The organism is Paenibacillus tyrphae (assembly GCF_000722545.1).
In the GTDB taxonomy this organism is placed as follows: domain Bacteria; phylum Bacillota; class Bacilli; order Paenibacillales; family NBRC-103111; genus Paenibacillus_G; species Paenibacillus_G tyrfis.
On sequence record NZ_JNVM01000014.1, the window covers coordinates 55219 to 71563 of the forward strand.

Sequence of the window (16345 nt, forward strand, 5' to 3'; positions counted from 1 at the left end):
TTAGACTTAGTATAAATTTAATTGGGGCGAAGGTCAAGGGCTGGGAAGCCAGTAGGTTTGCCGGAGCCGGCCTGCGCGGTTCCCCCGATTATTTTAATAGGCCTCGTTGCTTCAGCAGGTCATACCAATCGTCTCTGCCTCCGATTTCGACGTATTTTTCACCGAAAACATAGCTTTCCAAAAACTCATGAAAATCTCCGAAATGCCGGATTTCCATTTCCGTTCCCGGATCGCCGGTCAAACAACAGATTCGTCCGTTCTGTTTATTTATATATAACGGATAAGGTTCGATCTTCCCAATGCATACCCATTCCTCGAATCCGCCGGGCATATCTGCTACGGGGAACTGATAGTCCGGCAGCTCTTTACGGCCAAAGAGTACAACGCTTCCACACCTCAAAGACGAATACTCGTTCAAAAACTCGTGATAGGTTTGCAGAGCATCCTTCTTCACGTCCGGGTCGGGATCGGACTCTTCCTGAATATCCCCGATCACCAAATAAAAGGGGTCTTCTTCCAGAACATGCTTCATGAATTTTATTTTTTCCCTTGTTATGGGTTGCATGGGCTCGACCCCCAACCTGTAAATTTAGGTTCCCGTTTCATCTTCTATCATTTTATCTTAACCTTCCATATTTCTCCATACTCCAATCAACTTGATTTAACCCTTTCCCCTGCTTCGTAAGAAATTTGTAAGAAATCGGGTAGCTTTTTTGACAAAAGTCTCCTTTAATATAGACATATGCGCTTGCAAGCAGCCGTAAATTCGAATGCAGCATTCAAGGAGTACGACGATGCAGAGGTACAATGTGCTGGTGGCCGACGATGAACCGGAGATTCGGGACGCCATCGAAATCTATTTGAAGAACGAAAACATGAACGTGTTCAAAGCGAGCCACGGCTTGGAGGCTTTGGACATTCTGGAGAAGGAAGATATCCATCTGATCATTCTGGACGTTATGATGCCCGGCTTGGACGGCATCCAGACGACGTTCAAAATCCGCGAAAGCCGCAATATACCGATTCTCATGCTGTCCGCCAAATCCGAGGATACGGACAAAATCTTGGGGCTGACCGTCGGCGCGGACGATTATTTGTGCAAGCCCTTCAATCCGCTGGAGCTGACCGCCCGGGTGAAATCCCAGCTTCGACGCTACACGCTGCTGGGCCATTACAAAGCAACCGAGGACGAGATCGAAGTCCGGGGCCTCGTGCTGAACAAACGCAGCAAAACCGTCTTCGTGGACCAGGAGGAGGTTCGGCTGACGGCGACCGAATATAAGATCCTTGAGCTCTTGATCGAGCATCGGGGGCGTGTATTTTCGATAGAGGAGATTTATGAAAAGGTATGGAAAGAGCCGTATTTCAACGGCGAGAATACGGTAGCGGTGCATGTGCGGCGAATTCGCGAGAAAATTGAGATCAACCCGCGGGAGCCCAAATATTTGAAGGTGGTGTGGGACATTGGCTACAAAATCGAGAAGTAAGCTCGTCCCTTGGCTGGCTTGGGGCTTGCTCTCTTACCTGATTGCGCTTGGGCTGCTCACAGCCTCGGACGTGCTAAAGAATCAGAAATATCTTCAAAAGGACTATTACTTTCGCTCCCCGGCCTTCTACGAGCAGCTTCAGGAGCATTTCAATCTGTTCCGGAACGTTCATGTGGTCTATAACCATTACGAGGAGAAGACCGATGCCGAGAAGATCGGGCAAGCCCGAATGGAGCAGTGGACCCGGCATTTTGAAACGATGAAAAACATCGAAGTAGAGCAAAGAAAGGCAGAGGTGCGGAATCAAACCCTGTATCTTCAGGACCGGCTGAACGCTATAAATCAAGCGGAAGCTGCGCGAGCCAAGGAGCAGGAGAAGTTAAACGATACCGGGGAGGAACAAAGCCAGAGTGCACCGCAGGCGCAAACGCAAGTCATTCGGTACTTGACTCCTGAAGAACAAATCGAGATTGAGCAAATCAAGAAGGATCTCCCCTTACTGCAAGACGCAGAAGCCAGCATCTCACCGAATGCAGAGCGGGAGAAAAACGAGCGGATCGAGAAGGAAATCAAGAACTATCTTGATTTCCATAACAAACAATACGCTGCCGTCAAACACAGCTTGTCGGCCCGCAGCGGCTCCTTTCAATATTATGTCCAAGACCTCGAAACTGGTGAGATTTATGCCAATCGGAACTCGCGCCCGGTTCCAGTGGAGATGGAGGAGGCGTTTTATGCTATCCGCTTACCGCAAACAACGTTGGAAGGCGGCGCTCTGCAATCGATCAACCGTTCTTTTCAACAGTATCGGCTGGAAGGCATTTTTCTATTTCCGAAGGAGCCCCGCGGCTTCAGTCAAATGATTGCCGACCACGCCTACTTCAATACGCTGCGGCAGCGGTTAATTTACGAGCTGTACCTGCTGGGGGCCGTCGTGGCGGCCGCCGCCGCGTTGATCTTCTACCTGCGCCGAAATCGTTTTGGGATCGAGGTTGTACAGCAGAACTATACGGCTGTCATCCGCCAGATTCCGCTGGAGCTTCGCCTGCTGCTCTTTTATGTTCTGACCGTGTTTGCGTTAAGCTACGGAAGCTACGCCGCCTTATTCCGGCTGCCTATCGGTCCGAACCATTTCGCGCAATGGACGCTGCTGGCGCTGCTGATCGGCTGTTTGGGCCTCCTGCTTGGCGACACCGTACTGCTGCTGCGCAATCCGCAGGCACTTCGGGAACAGTGGAACGCGGGGCTATGCCGCAAGCTGGAGAGCTACTTTCGGGATGCTCTGATCCATAGAAACATCCTGTTCAAGGCTGGCTTGATCTTTGTCCTGACCTTGCTGCTCGGTGTTATCCTGATCACCGCTGTCGATTATATGATGAACAACCGGTTCCGCGGCAATTTTAGCCCGTTCTTTTTGTCGGCCGGCTATGTGCTGTTTTACTCGTGTGTCGTCGTCCCCTACCTCCTACGCCGAATCCGGCAGCTGGCTCGGATTATGACCGGCGCGGAAGCCATCGCCTCCGGCCGGTTCGACCATACGATCGAGGAGAAGGGCCGCGGCAACTTGGCCCGGCTGGCGCACCTGCTGAACAACATCAAGCAGAGCATCAAGACCTCCGTCGAACGCGAGACGAAAAGCGAACGGCTCAAGTCCGAGCTGATTACGAACGTATCTCACGATCTGAAGACGCCGCTCACCTCGATTATGAATTACGTCGATTTGCTCAAGCATAAGGACCTGCCCCCGGAGACCGTCGCGAGCTATGTCGAGGTGCTGGACCGGAAAACGCAGCGGCTGAAGGTGCTGATCGACGATTTGTTCGAAGCGTCCAAAATGGCGAGCGGGTCCGTCGAATTGGCGCTGGAGCACGTCAACGTCGCCGACCTGCTGCAGCAGGCGCTGGCCGAATTCAGCGACAAAATCGAAGCTTCCACGCTCACCTTCCGCGTCCGGGTGGATAACCCGAAGGTAACCGCTCCGCTGGACGGGCGCAAGACATGGCGCGTCTTCGAGAACCTGATCAGCAATGCGCTCAAATACGCGATGCCGCATACCCGGGTACACCTCACGCTAACCGAGGAAGCGGACAAAGTCGTCTTTATGATCAATAACGTTGCCGCCTATGAGCTTAATTTCGATGTGGATGAAATTTTCGAACGATTCAAGCGTGGGGACACGTCGCGGAATACCGAAGGCTCGGGCCTTGGGCTCGCCATTGCGAAAAGCATCGTCGAGCTGCAGGGCGGACAGCTTCGCATCGACATCGACGGGGACTATTTCAAGGTGCGCATCGAGTTCGCCCGGGAAGCCAAGGCTGCCGCGTCTTAACCCTTACTGTTCGCCACCCCGTGCAAAAAGGCGTGATGACAAAGAGGTCCGGGGAGACAGCTCCCGCGGGCCTCTTTGTCATCACGGTATACAAATGAGAACTATATAACAAAAATGTGCGTACTTATGCATCCGGATACGAAAGGGTATAATGCTGAACAGGAACTCTTATTATCCGAAAGCGAGGCGTTATTTATGGAAGCAAGAAAACAGCAAATTATCGAGGCGTTTCAGTTCAGGCATGCGTGCAAGGAATTCGACAGCGACAAAAAAATAAGCGATGCCGATTTCCAATTCATTTTGGAAACCGGGCGACTGTCGCCAAGCTCCTTTGGCTTCGAACCGTGGAAATTTGTCGTCGTGCAGAATCCCGCAATTCGCGAAAAGCTGCTGCCGTTCGCTTGGGGAGCCTCCAAGCAGCTGCCGACCGCCAGCCATTTTGTCGTCATCCTCTCCCGCACAAAAGCCGATATGGTCGCCAATTCAGACTATATTCAAAACATGCTGACGAACGTCAAGCAGTTTCCGGAAGAGATTCGCGCCCACTTTACCAGCATCTATCACAAGTTTCTGGAAGTAGATTTCGACCTGCTCGACAACGAACGCGTGATGTTCGAATGGGCAGCCCGGCAAACCTATATTGCTCTGGGTAACATGATGACGGCAGCCGCTCAAGTCGGCATCGATTCGTGCCCGATCGAAGGGTTCGACAAAGCCAAAGCGGAGCAGGTTCTCAGAGAAGAAGGGATTCTTCAAGGCAACTTCGGCATTTCCTGCATGGCCGCTTTCGGCTACCGCGTGAGTGAACCACGTCCGAAAACAAGGCAATCGCTTGAGCAAGTCGTGCAGTGGGTGAACTGATCCTCGATTTGCCCCATAGACAACCCCTTCGATCCGTAGCGGAAGAAGGGGTTGTTTGTTCTAACTGACGGACCGGCCGGTGCCGTTATCGCTCCGCCGCCTTTCGCTCGGGTCCCGAATACATTTGCTCGGCGAACGACTGATCGGATATTTTGAAATGCGTATTCGAGGCAATTTTCGTGAAATTGGACAGGTTTTCTTCAAGCACCACTTCCAGCGTGGTCTGAACCTTCCCCGCGATCCGTTCGACGCTTGTCAGAATGAACGCCGTACGGGCATCGGCATTATACGGGTTCTCCACCTTCAGCGACTCGTCGGCAAAAATAAGGATCTCCCGGGCTTCCGCCACCCGGGCGCGGTGCAAGGTTTTGTCCCTGGAAGGAATCCCCCGGATAAACAAGAAGTTATGTTCATCCAGCGGCGCTGTGGCGAGCCGGTCATCGATCAGCACGACGTCCGTAGACGGCTCGTTTTTGAGGATGTTTTTGATCGTAATCCGGGCGCGGCCGCTCCAGCCGATGACGACAACATGGCCGCCGCCGTGCTTCGTATAATCCAAGTCTCCGTTCTTCCTTCTCTCTTGCCGTTCGACCACCATTTCATAGAGCCTCCCGATAAATAAGGTAAACAAACCGACCCCGCCGACAATGAGCAGAATGCCCCACAATCGGCCAAGATCGGTTTTTGGAAACACGTCCCCGTAGCCGACCGTAGCAAGCGTAACGACCGTCCACCACAGTCCGTCGTAAACCCGGGGAAACTGCTCCGGCTCCAGAATCGGCATAAGAACCGAGCTTGTGAGCACCAGCAGCCCGGTGGCGATCACAAGGTTCTCATACGGATTTGGAAGACGGAGAAAAACAGCTTGCGGAATTGGAACCAAAACCTCACTCGATTTCTCTCCTTCGCCATGTCGAATAACAGGATTCTACAAAGCGGATTTCGACAGCACGCCGTAATCAAGGGGATTTCCGCTCCCGAGCTGTCGAATCACGTACGAACTTGCTTCCGAAGCAGGCAGGCGTATCCTATGCATATACCGATAAATTCGCGCTGTAAAAATGGTTTCCTGCACCTGGAAAAGGACTTTTTCCGACAATGTTCCCCGTGAAACGATTTTATCCGATAGAGCGCTACACTGCGCGATTTTTCGTTCTTTTTCGCGGCGTTCCAAGCTGCAAAATATACAAAAAAAGCCCTCCGCCATGAGGTCGGTCCCAACCCATGCCCTGCGGAAGGCTTCTTAACCATTAAGCTTTATTCTCATGCCGCCGTACCAGCAGCAAATAGCACAGCACCGAGCTGACATCGGCTGCGGCGATCACGATCCCCATCGGCACGGCCGTCTGATTGCCGGCGATGCCGACCAGCGGCGCCACAATTCCGCCGAAGATAAACGACAGTACGCCGAGCAGAGCCGAGGCGCTTCCCGCCGATTCGCTCTGGTTGCGCATCGCCAGCGAGAAGCCGGCCGTGGATACGATCCCGACGCTGGATACGACGAAGAACAGAGGCACCAGAATCGCATACAGCCCGGCTCCCGACACGATCGCAATCAGCAGCGCCACACCGGCGACCGAAGCGAGCGCCAGCCCGCTGACCAGCAGCCGCTTGTCGCTGACCCGTCCGGCCAGCCGGCCCGTGACTTGCCCTGCGAGAATGATGCCGAGGCCGTTAATCGCGAAGCAGACGCTGAACCCTTGCGGCGACACGCCGAAAATATCCTGCAGCACGAAGGGCGAGCCCGAAATGTAAGCGAACATAGCAGCAATGACGAAGCCCTGCGCCAGGGCATAGCCCATGAATGTTCGGTCGCTCAGGAGACGGCGGAATGTCGTGAGCGTATTTCCCAAGCCTCCCTTGGACCGCCGCTCCTGCGGCAGTGTCTCCGGCAGGGCCAGCACGACCACGATCAGCATCAGAACGCCGATCAGGCCAAGCACGACAAACACGCCACGCCAAGAGGTAACTTCCAGCAGCTGCCCGCCCGCGATGGGCGCAAGAATCGGCGCCGCCCCGTTCACTAGCATCAGCAGTGAGAAAAACTTCGTCAGCTCCGTTCCCGAGTACATATCCCGCACGATGGCCCGTGAAATGACGATCCCTGCGGAGCCCGCCATCCCTTGGATAAAGCGCAGCAATACAAGCAGCTCTGCAGATGGCGCGATGGCGCAGAGCACCGAAGACACGCCGTAGAGGATCAGACCGATCAGCAGCGGCAGCCGCCGGCCGCGCACGTCGCTGACCGGCCCGGCATACAGCTGGCCGAGAGCCAGCCCGAGCAGACAAGCCGTCAGACTAAGCTGGACCATCGACGTGCTGCTGTTCAGATCGCCCGCCAGCTTCGGCAATGCGGGCAAATACATATCGAGCGACAGCGGCCCAAATGCGGACAATGAGCCTAAGATGAACACCATCCATATCCGGCGCGACGGCACGGAGCCTTGCGCCGAAGCTTCGATCCGGCTCATAAGCCCACGCCTCCGTTCCGCGTCCGACGCCCATTGTCCATCATCAGCGTCGCAATCCGATTTTGGTCAAGCACAACCTTTCCTACCCGATTCATAAAACCACACATCTCTTTCTTATCCGTAATTGGGACAGAGGCATCTTCTCTCTATTCTACGGTCCCTTGGTTGTAACAATTATAGTTACATGTAGGTTTAAAAGTCAATGCAAAATGCGCTCGGCAGCAGCGGCGAACGGTGTGTTAAAGCCGTGCTTGCCGACCCTTACGCTATAAAAAGAACGCAGGCGGCCTCTCGTCCCGAGGCACCTGCGTTCTGCTGCCGATCAATCCCCGCCTATCCGTCGAGCTCAATCGTATAATAATCGTTTGCGTTTAGCGCCCGGAAGCCGCACGACTCGTACAGCCCGAGCGCCCGGGGATTGTCCGCCGCAACCTCCAGCTCGAAGCGCACCGTTCCGCCTTCCCGGTATATGCGCTCTATCGTCCGGGCCAAAATTTCCCGCCCGCATCCGCGTCCCCGGTACTCCGTTAATACGCAGAAGCCGAAAATAAAGGCGGCACCTTCATCCACGCGTACAGCCAGCTTGCCGATCGGCTTGCCGCCCAGCTCCGCGACATACGTGTTCTCCTTCCCGTCAGTCACGGTTTTCTCCGCGAATACTTTAGCATCCTCATACGACATATCGAACCCCTGCCGATTGAGCTCCGTCAGTACTTCGACATCGTCCGCCGTCACCAATCGGAGCTCCAGAGCTTCCGCTTGCCGCGTATCCGGAACTTGCGGCGGTTGCCCGTCCGGTACCCGCATCTCCATCCAGTGCTCGGAGAACGAATAGACCGCTCCCCGGGCCTGCAGGAACGCTTTGCCCGAAACCGAACGCTCCTGACATATAAAGATCAGTTTCGGAATCCCGCGGCGCCTGCATTCTTCGGTCGCCGCATCGGCCAGTTGGGTGAACACGCCCTTCCGCCGGTGCTGCGGATGCACCATGCCGCTGATCTCCGCTTCCGTCGACCGGAAAGAGTAGATCCCCAGAAACCCGATAAGCTTTTCCCCTTCATACATCAAAAAGTCGTTCGTTACCCCGGCCGGCCGTTCGGAAAGCATTTCCCAGTTCAGCTTCAGCGTAATGCTGTCCTCAGCATTACACAGGTCTGCGAGTGCCCGAATATCGCGCAGCTCTTGCTCCGAGAGTCCTTGTTTCTCGATCAATTTCATCCGCTGTCCCCCACTTCGTTACCATTTGAGTCTTTAGTATACCGTCGTGGAGAAGGTTCCGGCAGATAACGATTGGTTTACAATCATTTTTTCCCGAAGCATCCGGTCAAAATACACCGCTTATAACAGCAGTTCCAGCCACTCGTCCTTGGTCACTTGTCCGAAGTAGTGCTGTAAATTCACATCGTCCAGCACCCCGGTCAGTGCAGCCGTATCGTAACGGACGCCTTGCAGCTTGGCGGCAAACTCGGCCGCATCCCCTTGGCCGAAGAAATCGCCATATACTGCAGCCTCGCGGATCACTCCCGCTTCCACGTACAGCCGGACGTCGAACGTGCCGGCAGACAGGCGCTTCACGCGGTGAACGTTGAATGCCGGGGACTTGCCGTAGTTCCAGTCCCAGCTCCGGTACCGTTCGTCCGCAAGCTGCCGTACCGCATCCCAATCGGCTGCGCTCAGCTCATACCGCTGAACCTCCGATCCTTCGAAGATCGAGTCCAGCAAATGCTGCTTGAACGCCTCAATCGTCATCGGCCCGCTCAAAAATTCCGTAATGTTCGCCACCCGGCTGCGGACCGATTTCACGCCCTTCGACTTGAACTTCTCCGGATTGACGTTCAGCGCGGATGCGACATGGTCCATCTGCGAATCGAACAGCAGCGTGCCGTGGGTAAACATCCGCCCTTTGGTGGCAAACTGCGCATTGCCGGATATTTTCCGCTCCCCGACTTGAATATCGTTGCGCCCCGTCAGCTCCGCCTCGACGCCAAGCCGATGCAGCGCCCGGATCACCGGCTCGGTAAACTTGCGGTAGTTGTGGAAGGACTTGCCGTCATCCTTCGTAATGAAGCTGAAATTAAGGTTGCCGAGATCGTGGTATACCGCCCCGCCGCCGGACAGACGCCGCACGACATGAATGCCGCGACCCTCGACGTACTCCCGGTTGATCTCCTCCGCCGTATTCTGGTTTTTCCCAATAATGATCGACGGCTCATTGATATAAAACAACAAATAATCATGGTCCGTCGGAAGCTGCTTTAGAGCATATTCCTCCAGCGCCAGGTTCAATGCGGGATCGGTAATGCCGTTATTGTCAATGAAAAGCATGCGCTTCTCCCCCTTCTCCTTTTCGAACGGACAGCTCCCCGTTCCAGCTCTATTATAGCAAGGGCCGCAGCCTGGATCGAGCGTCTTGTCCGCCGCAGCCGTGCATGAAAAAAGCGGCGCAGGAAAACCTAGATCAGACGTCCCTGAACGGACAGGGATCGAAGCTTGTTGATGGCCAGGGTTCCTCGGCCGACAAGCTCAAGCATTTTCCCAAAGGAGCTCGCCAAATGAACAAAACATTCGTCTGTGTCGCCCTTCTCCTTGTCGTCTCACTGTCTGCTTGTAATCAACCCGCCAAAACGCCGCCGCCTGCGGATCAAGGAGCCGCAACCCCCGCCCCGGGAGGCGGAACCACTACCGTGGATGCCCAAGCGATCTATAAGCAAAATTGCATCAGCTGTCACGGCGTGAACTTTGAAGGCGGCGTCGGTCCCAACCTGACGAAGGTAGGGGGCAAGTACTCCAAAGACCAAATTGCGACAATTGTGACGAATGGCAGAGGAGGAATGCCTTCATTCAAGGGCAGACTGTCCGATACCGATACCAGTGCCATCAGCGATTGGCTCGCCGCTAAGAAATAAGGGCTTTCTCTAACGGACCCATTTATTGTTTACCGCTCGAAAATCCCCTGAACCGCGCGTTGTCAAACGATGCTGCGGCTTTCAGGGGGTTTTTTATGTAAAATCGTTCCATTCCTTTTCTTGGGCGTTTCTGCTATTCTGGTATTCGATCGGGCATCTGGCCCATCCGCGGTTCGAGACCATCCCGCGTTATCAAAACTAAGGGGGAAACGGTAAATGTTTAATTTGGCATGGGGAATTTTGTTTGTCGTCGTGAATTTTGCTTTGTTTCTACTTTGCTATCGTTTGTTCGGGAAGAAAGGACTGTATGCCTGGATCGGCTTCGCCACCGTGCTGGCCAACATCCAAGTCGTCAAAACGATTGAGATGCTCGGCATCGTGATGACGCTCGGCAACACCGTCTACACGTCGATCTACATGTCGACAGACCTGCTCAACGAGAAGTATGGGACGAAGGAAGCCAAGCAGGCGGTATGGTTTGGCTTTTTCAGCTTGGTCGCTTCGACGGTCATCATGCAGATGGCGCTCGTGTTCACGCCGCAGGAAAGCGACATCGCACAGAGCTCGCTCGAGACGATATTCGGCTTAATGCCGCGGCTGGCCGCAGGCAGTCTATGCGCCTACTTTATCAGCCAGTTCCTCGACGTGAGGGTGTACAGCTATCTGAAGAAGCGGTTTCCGGTGTACAACCAGTTCTGGATCCGGACGAACGGCAGTACGGGGCTCAGCCAGCTTGTGGACTCGCTGGTCTTCTGCACCATCGCTTTCGCCGGGGTGTACACGCTGGACGTCTGGCTGCAAATTTTGCTGACGACCTACTTATTCAAATTCGTCATCTCCGTCGCTTCGACGCCGGTGCTCTACATTGCCCGCAGCTTCCGCATCAAGGAAGACGAGGCTTGATTCGTTATAATGGCGCTTCCGTTCGTTTATTGAGCGGGAGCGTCTTTTTTTAAGGGGCTATGGTACGCCCTATCGGCATGCGATACCTGTAACCAATGCGATCCCATATCTTCAAAAAAACTTTATATCCAACTTTTGAATCCTGACAACCAGTTGTCAGTTAGGCTAAGGTATAGTATGTATATAAAGCTTAAAACATTTCATATCGGAGGTAGACATCAACTCATGGGCAAATCAACCAACAAAACCGGGATGGTCGTAGCGGGGCTGCTTCTTGCAATCCTGATGGCCTCGATGGACAATACCATCATGGCGACCGCGATCGGAACGATCGTCGGCGAGCTAGGCGGACTCGATAAATTCGTCTGGGCGACCTCCGCCTACATGGTGGCAGAAATGGCAGGGATGCCGATCTTCGGCAAGCTATCCGATATGTATGGACGTAAACGATTTTTCGTCTTCGGAATCATCGTCTTTATGCTCGGCTCCGTTCTTTGCGGAACAGCCACTTCGATCGTACAATTAAGCATCTACCGCGCGATTCAAGGCATTGGCGGCGGGGCCTTGGTGCCGATTGCGTTCACAATCATGTTCGACACCGTCACACCGGAAAACCGGGGAAAGCTCGGTGGGCTATTCGGCGCAGTATTCGGCATGTCCAGTATTTTCGGTCCGCTGCTCGGGGCTTACATTACTGATTACATCCACTGGAGCTGGATTTTCTATATCAACCTGCCGCTTGGCTTAATCTCGCTCATCATGATTGCGCTCTTCTATAAAGAGTCGCCGGTTCATTCGAAGCAGCGGATCGACTGGTGGGGCGCCATGACGCTGGTCGGAGCCGTCGTCTGCCTCATGTTCGCGATGGAGTTCGGCGGCAAGCAGTATGCTTGGGGCTCGGTTCAAATCTTGGGCTTGTTCGCCGGATTTGCGGTCCTTACCCTGCTGTTCCTGTTCGTGGAAAAGCGCGCCGAAGAGCCGATCATTTCGTTTGGCATGTTCCGGAACCGTCTCTACGCGACAAGCAATGCCGTTGCGATCTTGAGCGGGGCGGCGTTCATCACGGCCTCCGTGTACATTCCGATCTTCATCCAAGGCGTGCTTGGCGGCACGGCCACCAATTCCGGCCTTATGCTGCTTCCGATGATGCTCAGCTCGGTCGTGACGGCGACCTTGGGCGGTTTCTTGATGACGAAAATGCCGTTCCGGTCGATCATGATTCCGACGCTGGCCCTGCTTGTGCTGGGTCTTGCCCTTCTCACGACCTTGACGCCGGAATCGCCGCGTTTTATCGTCACGCTGTACATGATCTTGACAGGCCTCGGAATCGGAGCTTCCTTTTCCGTGCTCAGCAACGCGGCGATCCAGTCGTTCCCGGCCAGCCAGCGCGGGGCGGCGACGTCTACGCTCAATTTCCTTCGCTCGCTCGGCATGACGCTTGGCATCACGCTGTTCGGCATCATCCAAAGCCATGCGCTGACCCGGAAGCTGACGTATGCCTTTACAGGTAGCGGTCAAGCCGCCGTCCCGCAGGGCATCGACTTCAGCGACCCGCATGCGCTGTTGGACCCGGCCACCCGCGCCCAGATCCCTCCGCAAGCGTTGGGTACGATTACGGAAGGGCTATCGTCCTCGGTCGTCCTGACGTTTGCTTGGAGCCTGATCCCGGCAGGCTTGGCGCTGGTTGCAGCTTTCGCGATGAGCAAGGAGAAGCTGGACCCGGCGGCCGAAGCGGCGGCTTCCCACTGATATGCGCTTGAAGCCTGTGTCCCCTTTGTGGAGGGCACAGGCTTCTTTTTCGCTTACGCCAAAGCTTGTCCCAGACGGTTCATCTTCACCAGCCAATGCTCCCGCTCCGGGTCCGTCAATTTGCCAACTTGACCGATCGAGGTGACCTTGACGGGCCGGATGCCGCAAAACTGCAGCGTGAACACCTTCATCATCCGATGACCCGGTTGGCCTTGCACGAGCCGGTAATACCAGACAGGCGCATCCATCGTCACGATCAGCCTCGCCGTTCTGCCTTTGAGCAGCTGATCGGGCAGCGGGGAGCCTTTCTTGTATTTAAAAGCGTAGCCCGGCAGGAAGACGCGGTCAAGAAAGCCCTTGAGCAACGCAGGCGGACCACCCCACCAGATCGGATACGTAAAGACCAGATGCTCCGCCCACCGGATCGACTCCTGCGCCTTGACCAGATCGTCCTCCAACGGAAGCTTATTCTTGTAACCGCCCGATAGATTCGGGTTAAAGTCAAGCTCGGCCAAACGAATCACCCGAACCTCGGCCCCGGCAGCCGCGGCCCCCTCCACATAAGCATCCCCCAGCGCCCATCCGTAGCTGTGCTCCACCGGATTTCCTTGTACGATCAAAACTTTTTTCATGACTAAACTCACTCCTTTTAGTTAGCATTCACTAACTTTTTATGTAAAAAGAAAAGGTCAAAGCTGACCTAATAAATGGGAAAACCTCTGTTTCACTTCCGATGCCAGCGGCTCCAAGCGGGCCGGAAGCTCCCCGTGCAGGCTAGAAAGCGCCATTTGATTGAATGCGCCAAGAATCAGCACGGCTGACAACCTGGCATCCTGATCGGGAAGCTCTCCGCGCTCGATGCCTTGCTCGATGAAGGCAACGAGGGCGTCGAATAGCTGTCTCTCCCCGCTGCGGCTGGCTTCCGCGAAAATTTCGTGCTGCTGGGCAAGCAGCAGCATGCCGTACTGCTCCTCATCATGCATGCGCAGCACTTCGTCGATCAAGCGGTGGAACCGGCTGTGGAATGTCCCCGGTTGACCGCCCATATAGTCGATCAAGCGCGTATAGCCGCCGCAGTAATGGGAGAACGCTTCGAGCGCCATCGCCTGCTTGCTTTTAAAATGCTTGTAAATGGCGGCATCAGTGACGCCAGCCGCATCCCCAATCTCTTTGACGGAAATGCCGTCGATCCCTTTGGTAGCGAACAGACGCATGGCCGCCTGCAAAATATCTTTTTTCTTGCTATCGATATGCGGTTTCTTCATCATGACCATATTGTAAGTGAATGCTAACTAAAAAGCAAGAGTAACATAAACAAAGAAGGCACCCGGCAGGGTGCCTTCTAGTTAAAAATTAATAAGCCAATGTAAACAGACCGTTAATATGGGTCAAATAGCGCATGTTACTTGCTTCTTTCATCAGCGAAGCCGGAAGGCCTTTGAGGCGCGTTTGGTTTCCGCCGACGGTGCCGATCCCATCTTTGCGGCCGAGGCTCGCCAGCGTACCGGAAAATACCGGCGTGAACGTATCCATCGGCGCATTGTTGAAGTAAGCGAAAATGTTATGTCCGATCGTCTCGCCCATTTGCCAAGCCAATTGCGCTGTCGGCGGGTAAGGACGTCCTTCGTTGCCCATAACGACCGCGCTGTCGCCGGCGAGGAAAATATCTTTATGGGACGTGGATTGCAAGCCTTCCGTTACCGTTGCGCGGCCGCGGTTGACTTCGATACCGCAGTTGGCCACGACGGAGTTGCCTTGTACGCCGCCGGTCCATACGAGTGTGTTCGTCTCGATGGAGCTGCCGTCCTTCAGGAATACCGTATTCTCCTGCATTTCCGTAATCGCAACGCCGGTCAAGAACTTCACGCCGCGCTTTTCGAGGCTCGTTTGTGCACGCTCGACAAGCTCTTGTGCGAAGCCGGCCAGAATGGACGGACCCGCTTCCACGGTATAAAGGGAAATATCGTTAAAATCGACGCCTTTGCTGCGGCAAAGCTTAGGCAACATGTCCGCAAATTCGCCGACAAGCTCGATGCCGGTCAAGCCGCCGCCGCCGACAACGAATGTCGCATCGGCTTTGTTTTTCGTGCGGCTGTACTCGTCGATGCGAGCTTCCACATGCGCGCGAAGGCGGTTGGCGTCGTTCACGGATTTCAGAATGAAGCTGTGCTCCTTCAGACCCGGAATGCCGAAGAACGCCGTTTCGCTGCCGAGAGCAATAACGAGCACGTCGTAATCGTACGTTTTGCCGCTGGCCATCAGAACTTCTTTCTGGTCCGGGCGAATCTCTTCGACCGTATCGATCTGAAGATTGACATTTTTGCCGCGCAAGAGCTTTTCCAACGGCAGGGCAACCGCTTTTTCCGTCAGGTTGCCCACAGCCAGCCGGTGCAGCTCCGTAATAATCTGATGCGTCGGATAACGATTGACGACCGTAATCGTCGCTTCTTCCGCCGTCATGTACTTCCGGGCCGTCAGGGCGCTCAGCAATCCGCCGTAGCCGCCGCCTAGTATCAAAATTTGCTTAGCCATCCTGTTCATCCGCTCCTTGATTCAGCTTTCCTTTATTATTGACGCTGCTGGCGCTCAGCCAAGACATCCAAGAATGCCTGAGAAAAACGGAACATCTTTTGTACTTGCGGGTCTTTCAGCATTTTGAGCAAACCAAACAGACCGATCGTTGTGGATTCGTCCTGTGCACGGTCGTTCGCTTCGATTGCCGCGGACGCCAGACCTTTGGCTGTGTCCTGAATCGGCTTCACGAATTCTTCGACGCCGCCTTTGATGTCTTCGATAAATACGCGGTCCGTGGCTACATTTTGCACCAAATCGTACGTTTTGGTGAGGATGGTCACCATTTCTGCCAGCTTCGGCAAATTCTCGACCAATACCGTTAAAGATTCCTGCACCTCGGGCTTCATCAACTGATCAAGCACATCCAAGGATTCCCGGGTGGGCTCGGCTGCAACTACCGCTTGTTGAGTGGATGCTACTGACATTAGAGAACGTCCTCCTTTACTTTGGAATAGAAGTCCGTTAATTGTGTCGATACCTGGTCAGGCGATGCAAACATCATGTTTTTCTCGAAAATATAGGAAGCGAGGAGAAGCCCGTTCGGAGGCCTCCCCTCACGCTTGTTACAATTTTCACATTTTCGGGAGCATGATCAGGTCGAAACGGAACCCTATATACTTATAGATTATACCTCCGAAGAGGGAGCCGTGGAAAAACAAATTTCGACATTTGTGAATATTTTGTGACTAACCAACGTTCAATTTCAGGAATGTGTCCATTTGTAGTCAGGAACCGAAAGAACTGGGAAAAGAGCGGGTGTAGATTACTTTCAGGGACCGATGCGGCTTCCTTCATCCAGCCTATTCTTCTCTCCGAGCTACTTGCCAAAATCGGGCGGCTGTGTTATTATCATTGTTGTCCCTAACGCGGAGCCGTGGTGTAGAGGCCTAACATGCCTGCCTGTCACGCAGGAGACCGCGGGTTCGAATCCCGTCGGCTCCGCCATTGATTAACTTCATTGCAAAGGGATGAGAACCCATAGGGTTCGTCGGAGCGTTTACTTCGATAGCGTTACTTCGCAGTCTCGGAGTGAAACGGAGAGTATCCCGTCGGCTCCGCCATTGA

At 54.3% G+C, this 16345-nt stretch carries 15 protein-coding genes and 1 tRNA gene; 7 read left to right on the forward strand and 9 right to left on the reverse strand.

Annotated elements, in window-relative coordinates; all coding sequences use genetic code 11:
* Positions 1 to 88 precede the first annotated feature (88 nt).
* On the reverse strand, positions 89 to 532 hold the full coding sequence (locus tag ET33_RS17560) for a hypothetical protein (RefSeq protein WP_235206742.1): 444 nt from the start codon (positions 530 to 532) through the stop codon (positions 89 to 91).
* A 262-nt stretch (positions 533 to 794) separates the two neighbouring features.
* Between ET33_RS17560 and ET33_RS17565 the strand changes: the two genes are divergently transcribed.
* From ET33_RS17565 to ET33_RS17575, 3 genes are all read left to right on the forward strand, one after another.
* Entirely contained in the window at positions 795 to 1487 is a 693-nt protein-coding gene (locus ET33_RS17565) for a response regulator transcription factor (RefSeq protein WP_036684455.1), read from the forward strand.
* Positions 1465 to 3816, forward strand: a complete 2352-nt coding sequence (locus ET33_RS17570) for a sensor histidine kinase (protein WP_036684458.1) — start codon at positions 1465 to 1467, stop codon at positions 3814 to 3816. Before ET33_RS17565 ends, ET33_RS17570 begins: the two co-directional genes overlap by 23 nt.
* A gap of 195 nt (positions 3817 to 4011) precedes the next feature.
* Complete coding sequence (locus ET33_RS17575) at positions 4012 to 4677, forward strand: NAD(P)H-dependent oxidoreductase (protein WP_036684736.1); 666 nt, start codon at positions 4012 to 4014, stop codon at positions 4675 to 4677.
* An 85-nt stretch (positions 4678 to 4762) separates the two neighbouring features.
* On the opposite strand, the gene ET33_RS17580 is transcribed toward ET33_RS17575, so the two are convergent.
* The 4 genes from ET33_RS17580 to ET33_RS17600 all read right to left on the reverse strand — a co-directional run bounded on the left by ET33_RS17580 (position 4763) and on the right by ET33_RS17600 (position 9473).
* On the reverse strand, positions 4763 to 5503 hold the full coding sequence (locus tag ET33_RS17580) for a potassium channel family protein (RefSeq protein ID WP_152570662.1): 741 nt from the start codon (positions 5501 to 5503) through the stop codon (positions 4763 to 4765).
* A gap of 424 nt (positions 5504 to 5927) precedes the next feature.
* Positions 5928 to 7148 carry a Bcr/CflA family multidrug efflux MFS transporter gene (locus ET33_RS17590; protein ID WP_036684465.1) on the reverse strand — a complete coding sequence of 407 codons (1221 nt, stop codon included), beginning with the start codon at positions 7146 to 7148 and terminating at the stop codon, positions 5928 to 5930.
* A 333-nt stretch (positions 7149 to 7481) separates the two neighbouring features.
* Positions 7482 to 8366, reverse strand: coding sequence for a GNAT family N-acetyltransferase (locus tag ET33_RS17595; protein ID WP_036684467.1), 885 nt, complete (start codon positions 8364 to 8366; stop codon positions 7482 to 7484).
* A 120-nt stretch (positions 8367 to 8486) separates the two neighbouring features.
* Complete coding sequence (locus ET33_RS17600) at positions 8487 to 9473, reverse strand: lipoate--protein ligase (protein ID WP_036684470.1); 987 nt, start codon at positions 9471 to 9473, stop codon at positions 8487 to 8489.
* A gap of 227 nt (positions 9474 to 9700) precedes the next feature.
* On the opposite strand from ET33_RS17600, the gene ET33_RS17605 reads away from it, so the two are divergent.
* The 3 genes from ET33_RS17605 to ET33_RS17615 all read left to right on the forward strand — a co-directional run bounded on the left by ET33_RS17605 (position 9701) and on the right by ET33_RS17615 (position 12706).
* Positions 9701 to 10054 (forward strand): c-type cytochrome, encoded by a 354-nt coding sequence (locus ET33_RS17605; RefSeq protein ID WP_036684737.1) that lies wholly within the window; start codon positions 9701 to 9703, stop codon positions 10052 to 10054.
* A 216-nt stretch (positions 10055 to 10270) separates the two neighbouring features.
* Positions 10271 to 10957 (forward strand): queuosine precursor transporter, encoded by a 687-nt coding sequence (locus ET33_RS17610; protein ID WP_036684472.1) that lies wholly within the window; start codon positions 10271 to 10273, stop codon positions 10955 to 10957.
* A 225-nt stretch (positions 10958 to 11182) separates the two neighbouring features.
* Positions 11183 to 12706 carry an MFS transporter gene (locus tag ET33_RS17615; protein ID WP_036684475.1) on the forward strand — a complete coding sequence of 508 codons (1524 nt, stop codon included), beginning with the start codon at positions 11183 to 11185 and terminating at the stop codon, positions 12704 to 12706.
* A gap of 53 nt (positions 12707 to 12759) precedes the next feature.
* Here ET33_RS17615 and ET33_RS17620 read toward each other — a convergent pair whose 3' ends face one another.
* The 4 genes from ET33_RS17620 to ET33_RS17635 all read right to left on the reverse strand — a co-directional run bounded on the left by ET33_RS17620 (position 12760) and on the right by ET33_RS17635 (position 15705).
* Positions 12760 to 13338 (reverse strand): NAD(P)H-dependent oxidoreductase, encoded by a 579-nt coding sequence (locus ET33_RS17620; protein WP_036684478.1) that lies wholly within the window; start codon positions 13336 to 13338, stop codon positions 12760 to 12762.
* Positions 13339 to 13395: 57 nt separating this feature from the next.
* Positions 13396 to 13974, reverse strand: a complete 579-nt coding sequence (locus tag ET33_RS17625) for a TetR/AcrR family transcriptional regulator (RefSeq protein WP_036684740.1) — start codon at positions 13972 to 13974, stop codon at positions 13396 to 13398.
* Positions 13975 to 14059: 85 nt separating this feature from the next.
* Positions 14060 to 15238 carry an NAD(P)/FAD-dependent oxidoreductase gene (locus ET33_RS17630; RefSeq protein WP_036684481.1) on the reverse strand — a complete coding sequence of 393 codons (1179 nt, stop codon included), beginning with the start codon at positions 15236 to 15238 and terminating at the stop codon, positions 14060 to 14062.
* A 35-nt stretch (positions 15239 to 15273) separates the two neighbouring features.
* Positions 15274 to 15705, reverse strand: coding sequence for a DUF1641 domain-containing protein (locus tag ET33_RS17635; RefSeq protein ID WP_036684484.1), 432 nt, complete (start codon positions 15703 to 15705; stop codon positions 15274 to 15276).
* A gap of 443 nt (positions 15706 to 16148) precedes the next feature.
* Here ET33_RS17635 and ET33_RS17640 point away from each other — a divergent pair.
* A tRNA-Asp gene (locus ET33_RS17640) sits at positions 16149 to 16225 on the forward strand.
* Positions 16226 to 16345: the final 120 nt, after the last annotated feature.

Bases quoted from the DNA above. Each gene is read 5' to 3' on its own strand.
- ET33_RS17560 (WP_235206742.1), bottom strand. From the start codon at position 532: ATGAAGCATGTTCTGGAAGAAGACCCCTTTTATTTGGTGATCGGGGAT.
- ET33_RS17565 (WP_036684455.1), top strand. From the start codon at position 795: ATGCAGAGGTACAATGTGCTGGTGGCCGACGATGAACCGGAGATTCGG.
- ET33_RS17575 (WP_036684736.1), top strand. From the start codon at position 4,012: ATGGAAGCAAGAAAACAGCAAATTATCGAGGCGTTTCAGTTCAGGCAT.
- ET33_RS17590 (WP_036684465.1), bottom strand. From the start codon at position 7,148: ATGAGCCGGATCGAAGCTTCGGCGCAAGGCTCCGTGCCGTCGCGCCGG.
- ET33_RS17595 (WP_036684467.1), bottom strand. From the start codon at position 8,366: ATGAAATTGATCGAGAAACAAGGACTCTCGGAGCAAGAGCTGCGCGAT.
- ET33_RS17600 (WP_036684470.1), bottom strand. From the start codon at position 9,473: ATGCTTTTCATTGACAATAACGGCATTACCGATCCCGCATTGAACCTG.
- ET33_RS17605 (WP_036684737.1), top strand. From the start codon at position 9,701: ATGAACAAAACATTCGTCTGTGTCGCCCTTCTCCTTGTCGTCTCACTG.
- ET33_RS17610 (WP_036684472.1), top strand. From the start codon at position 10,271: ATGTTTAATTTGGCATGGGGAATTTTGTTTGTCGTCGTGAATTTTGCT.
- ET33_RS17615 (WP_036684475.1), top strand. From the start codon at position 11,183: ATGGGCAAATCAACCAACAAAACCGGGATGGTCGTAGCGGGGCTGCTT.
- ET33_RS17620 (WP_036684478.1), bottom strand. From the start codon at position 13,338: ATGAAAAAAGTTTTGATCGTACAAGGAAATCCGGTGGAGCACAGCTAC.
- ET33_RS17625 (WP_036684740.1), bottom strand. From the start codon at position 13,974: ATGATGAAGAAACCGCATATCGATAGCAAGAAAAAAGATATTTTGCAG.
- ET33_RS17630 (WP_036684481.1), bottom strand. From the start codon at position 15,238: ATGGCTAAGCAAATTTTGATACTAGGCGGCGGCTACGGCGGATTGCTG.
- ET33_RS17635 (WP_036684484.1), bottom strand. From the start codon at position 15,705: ATGTCAGTAGCATCCACTCAACAAGCGGTAGTTGCAGCCGAGCCCACC.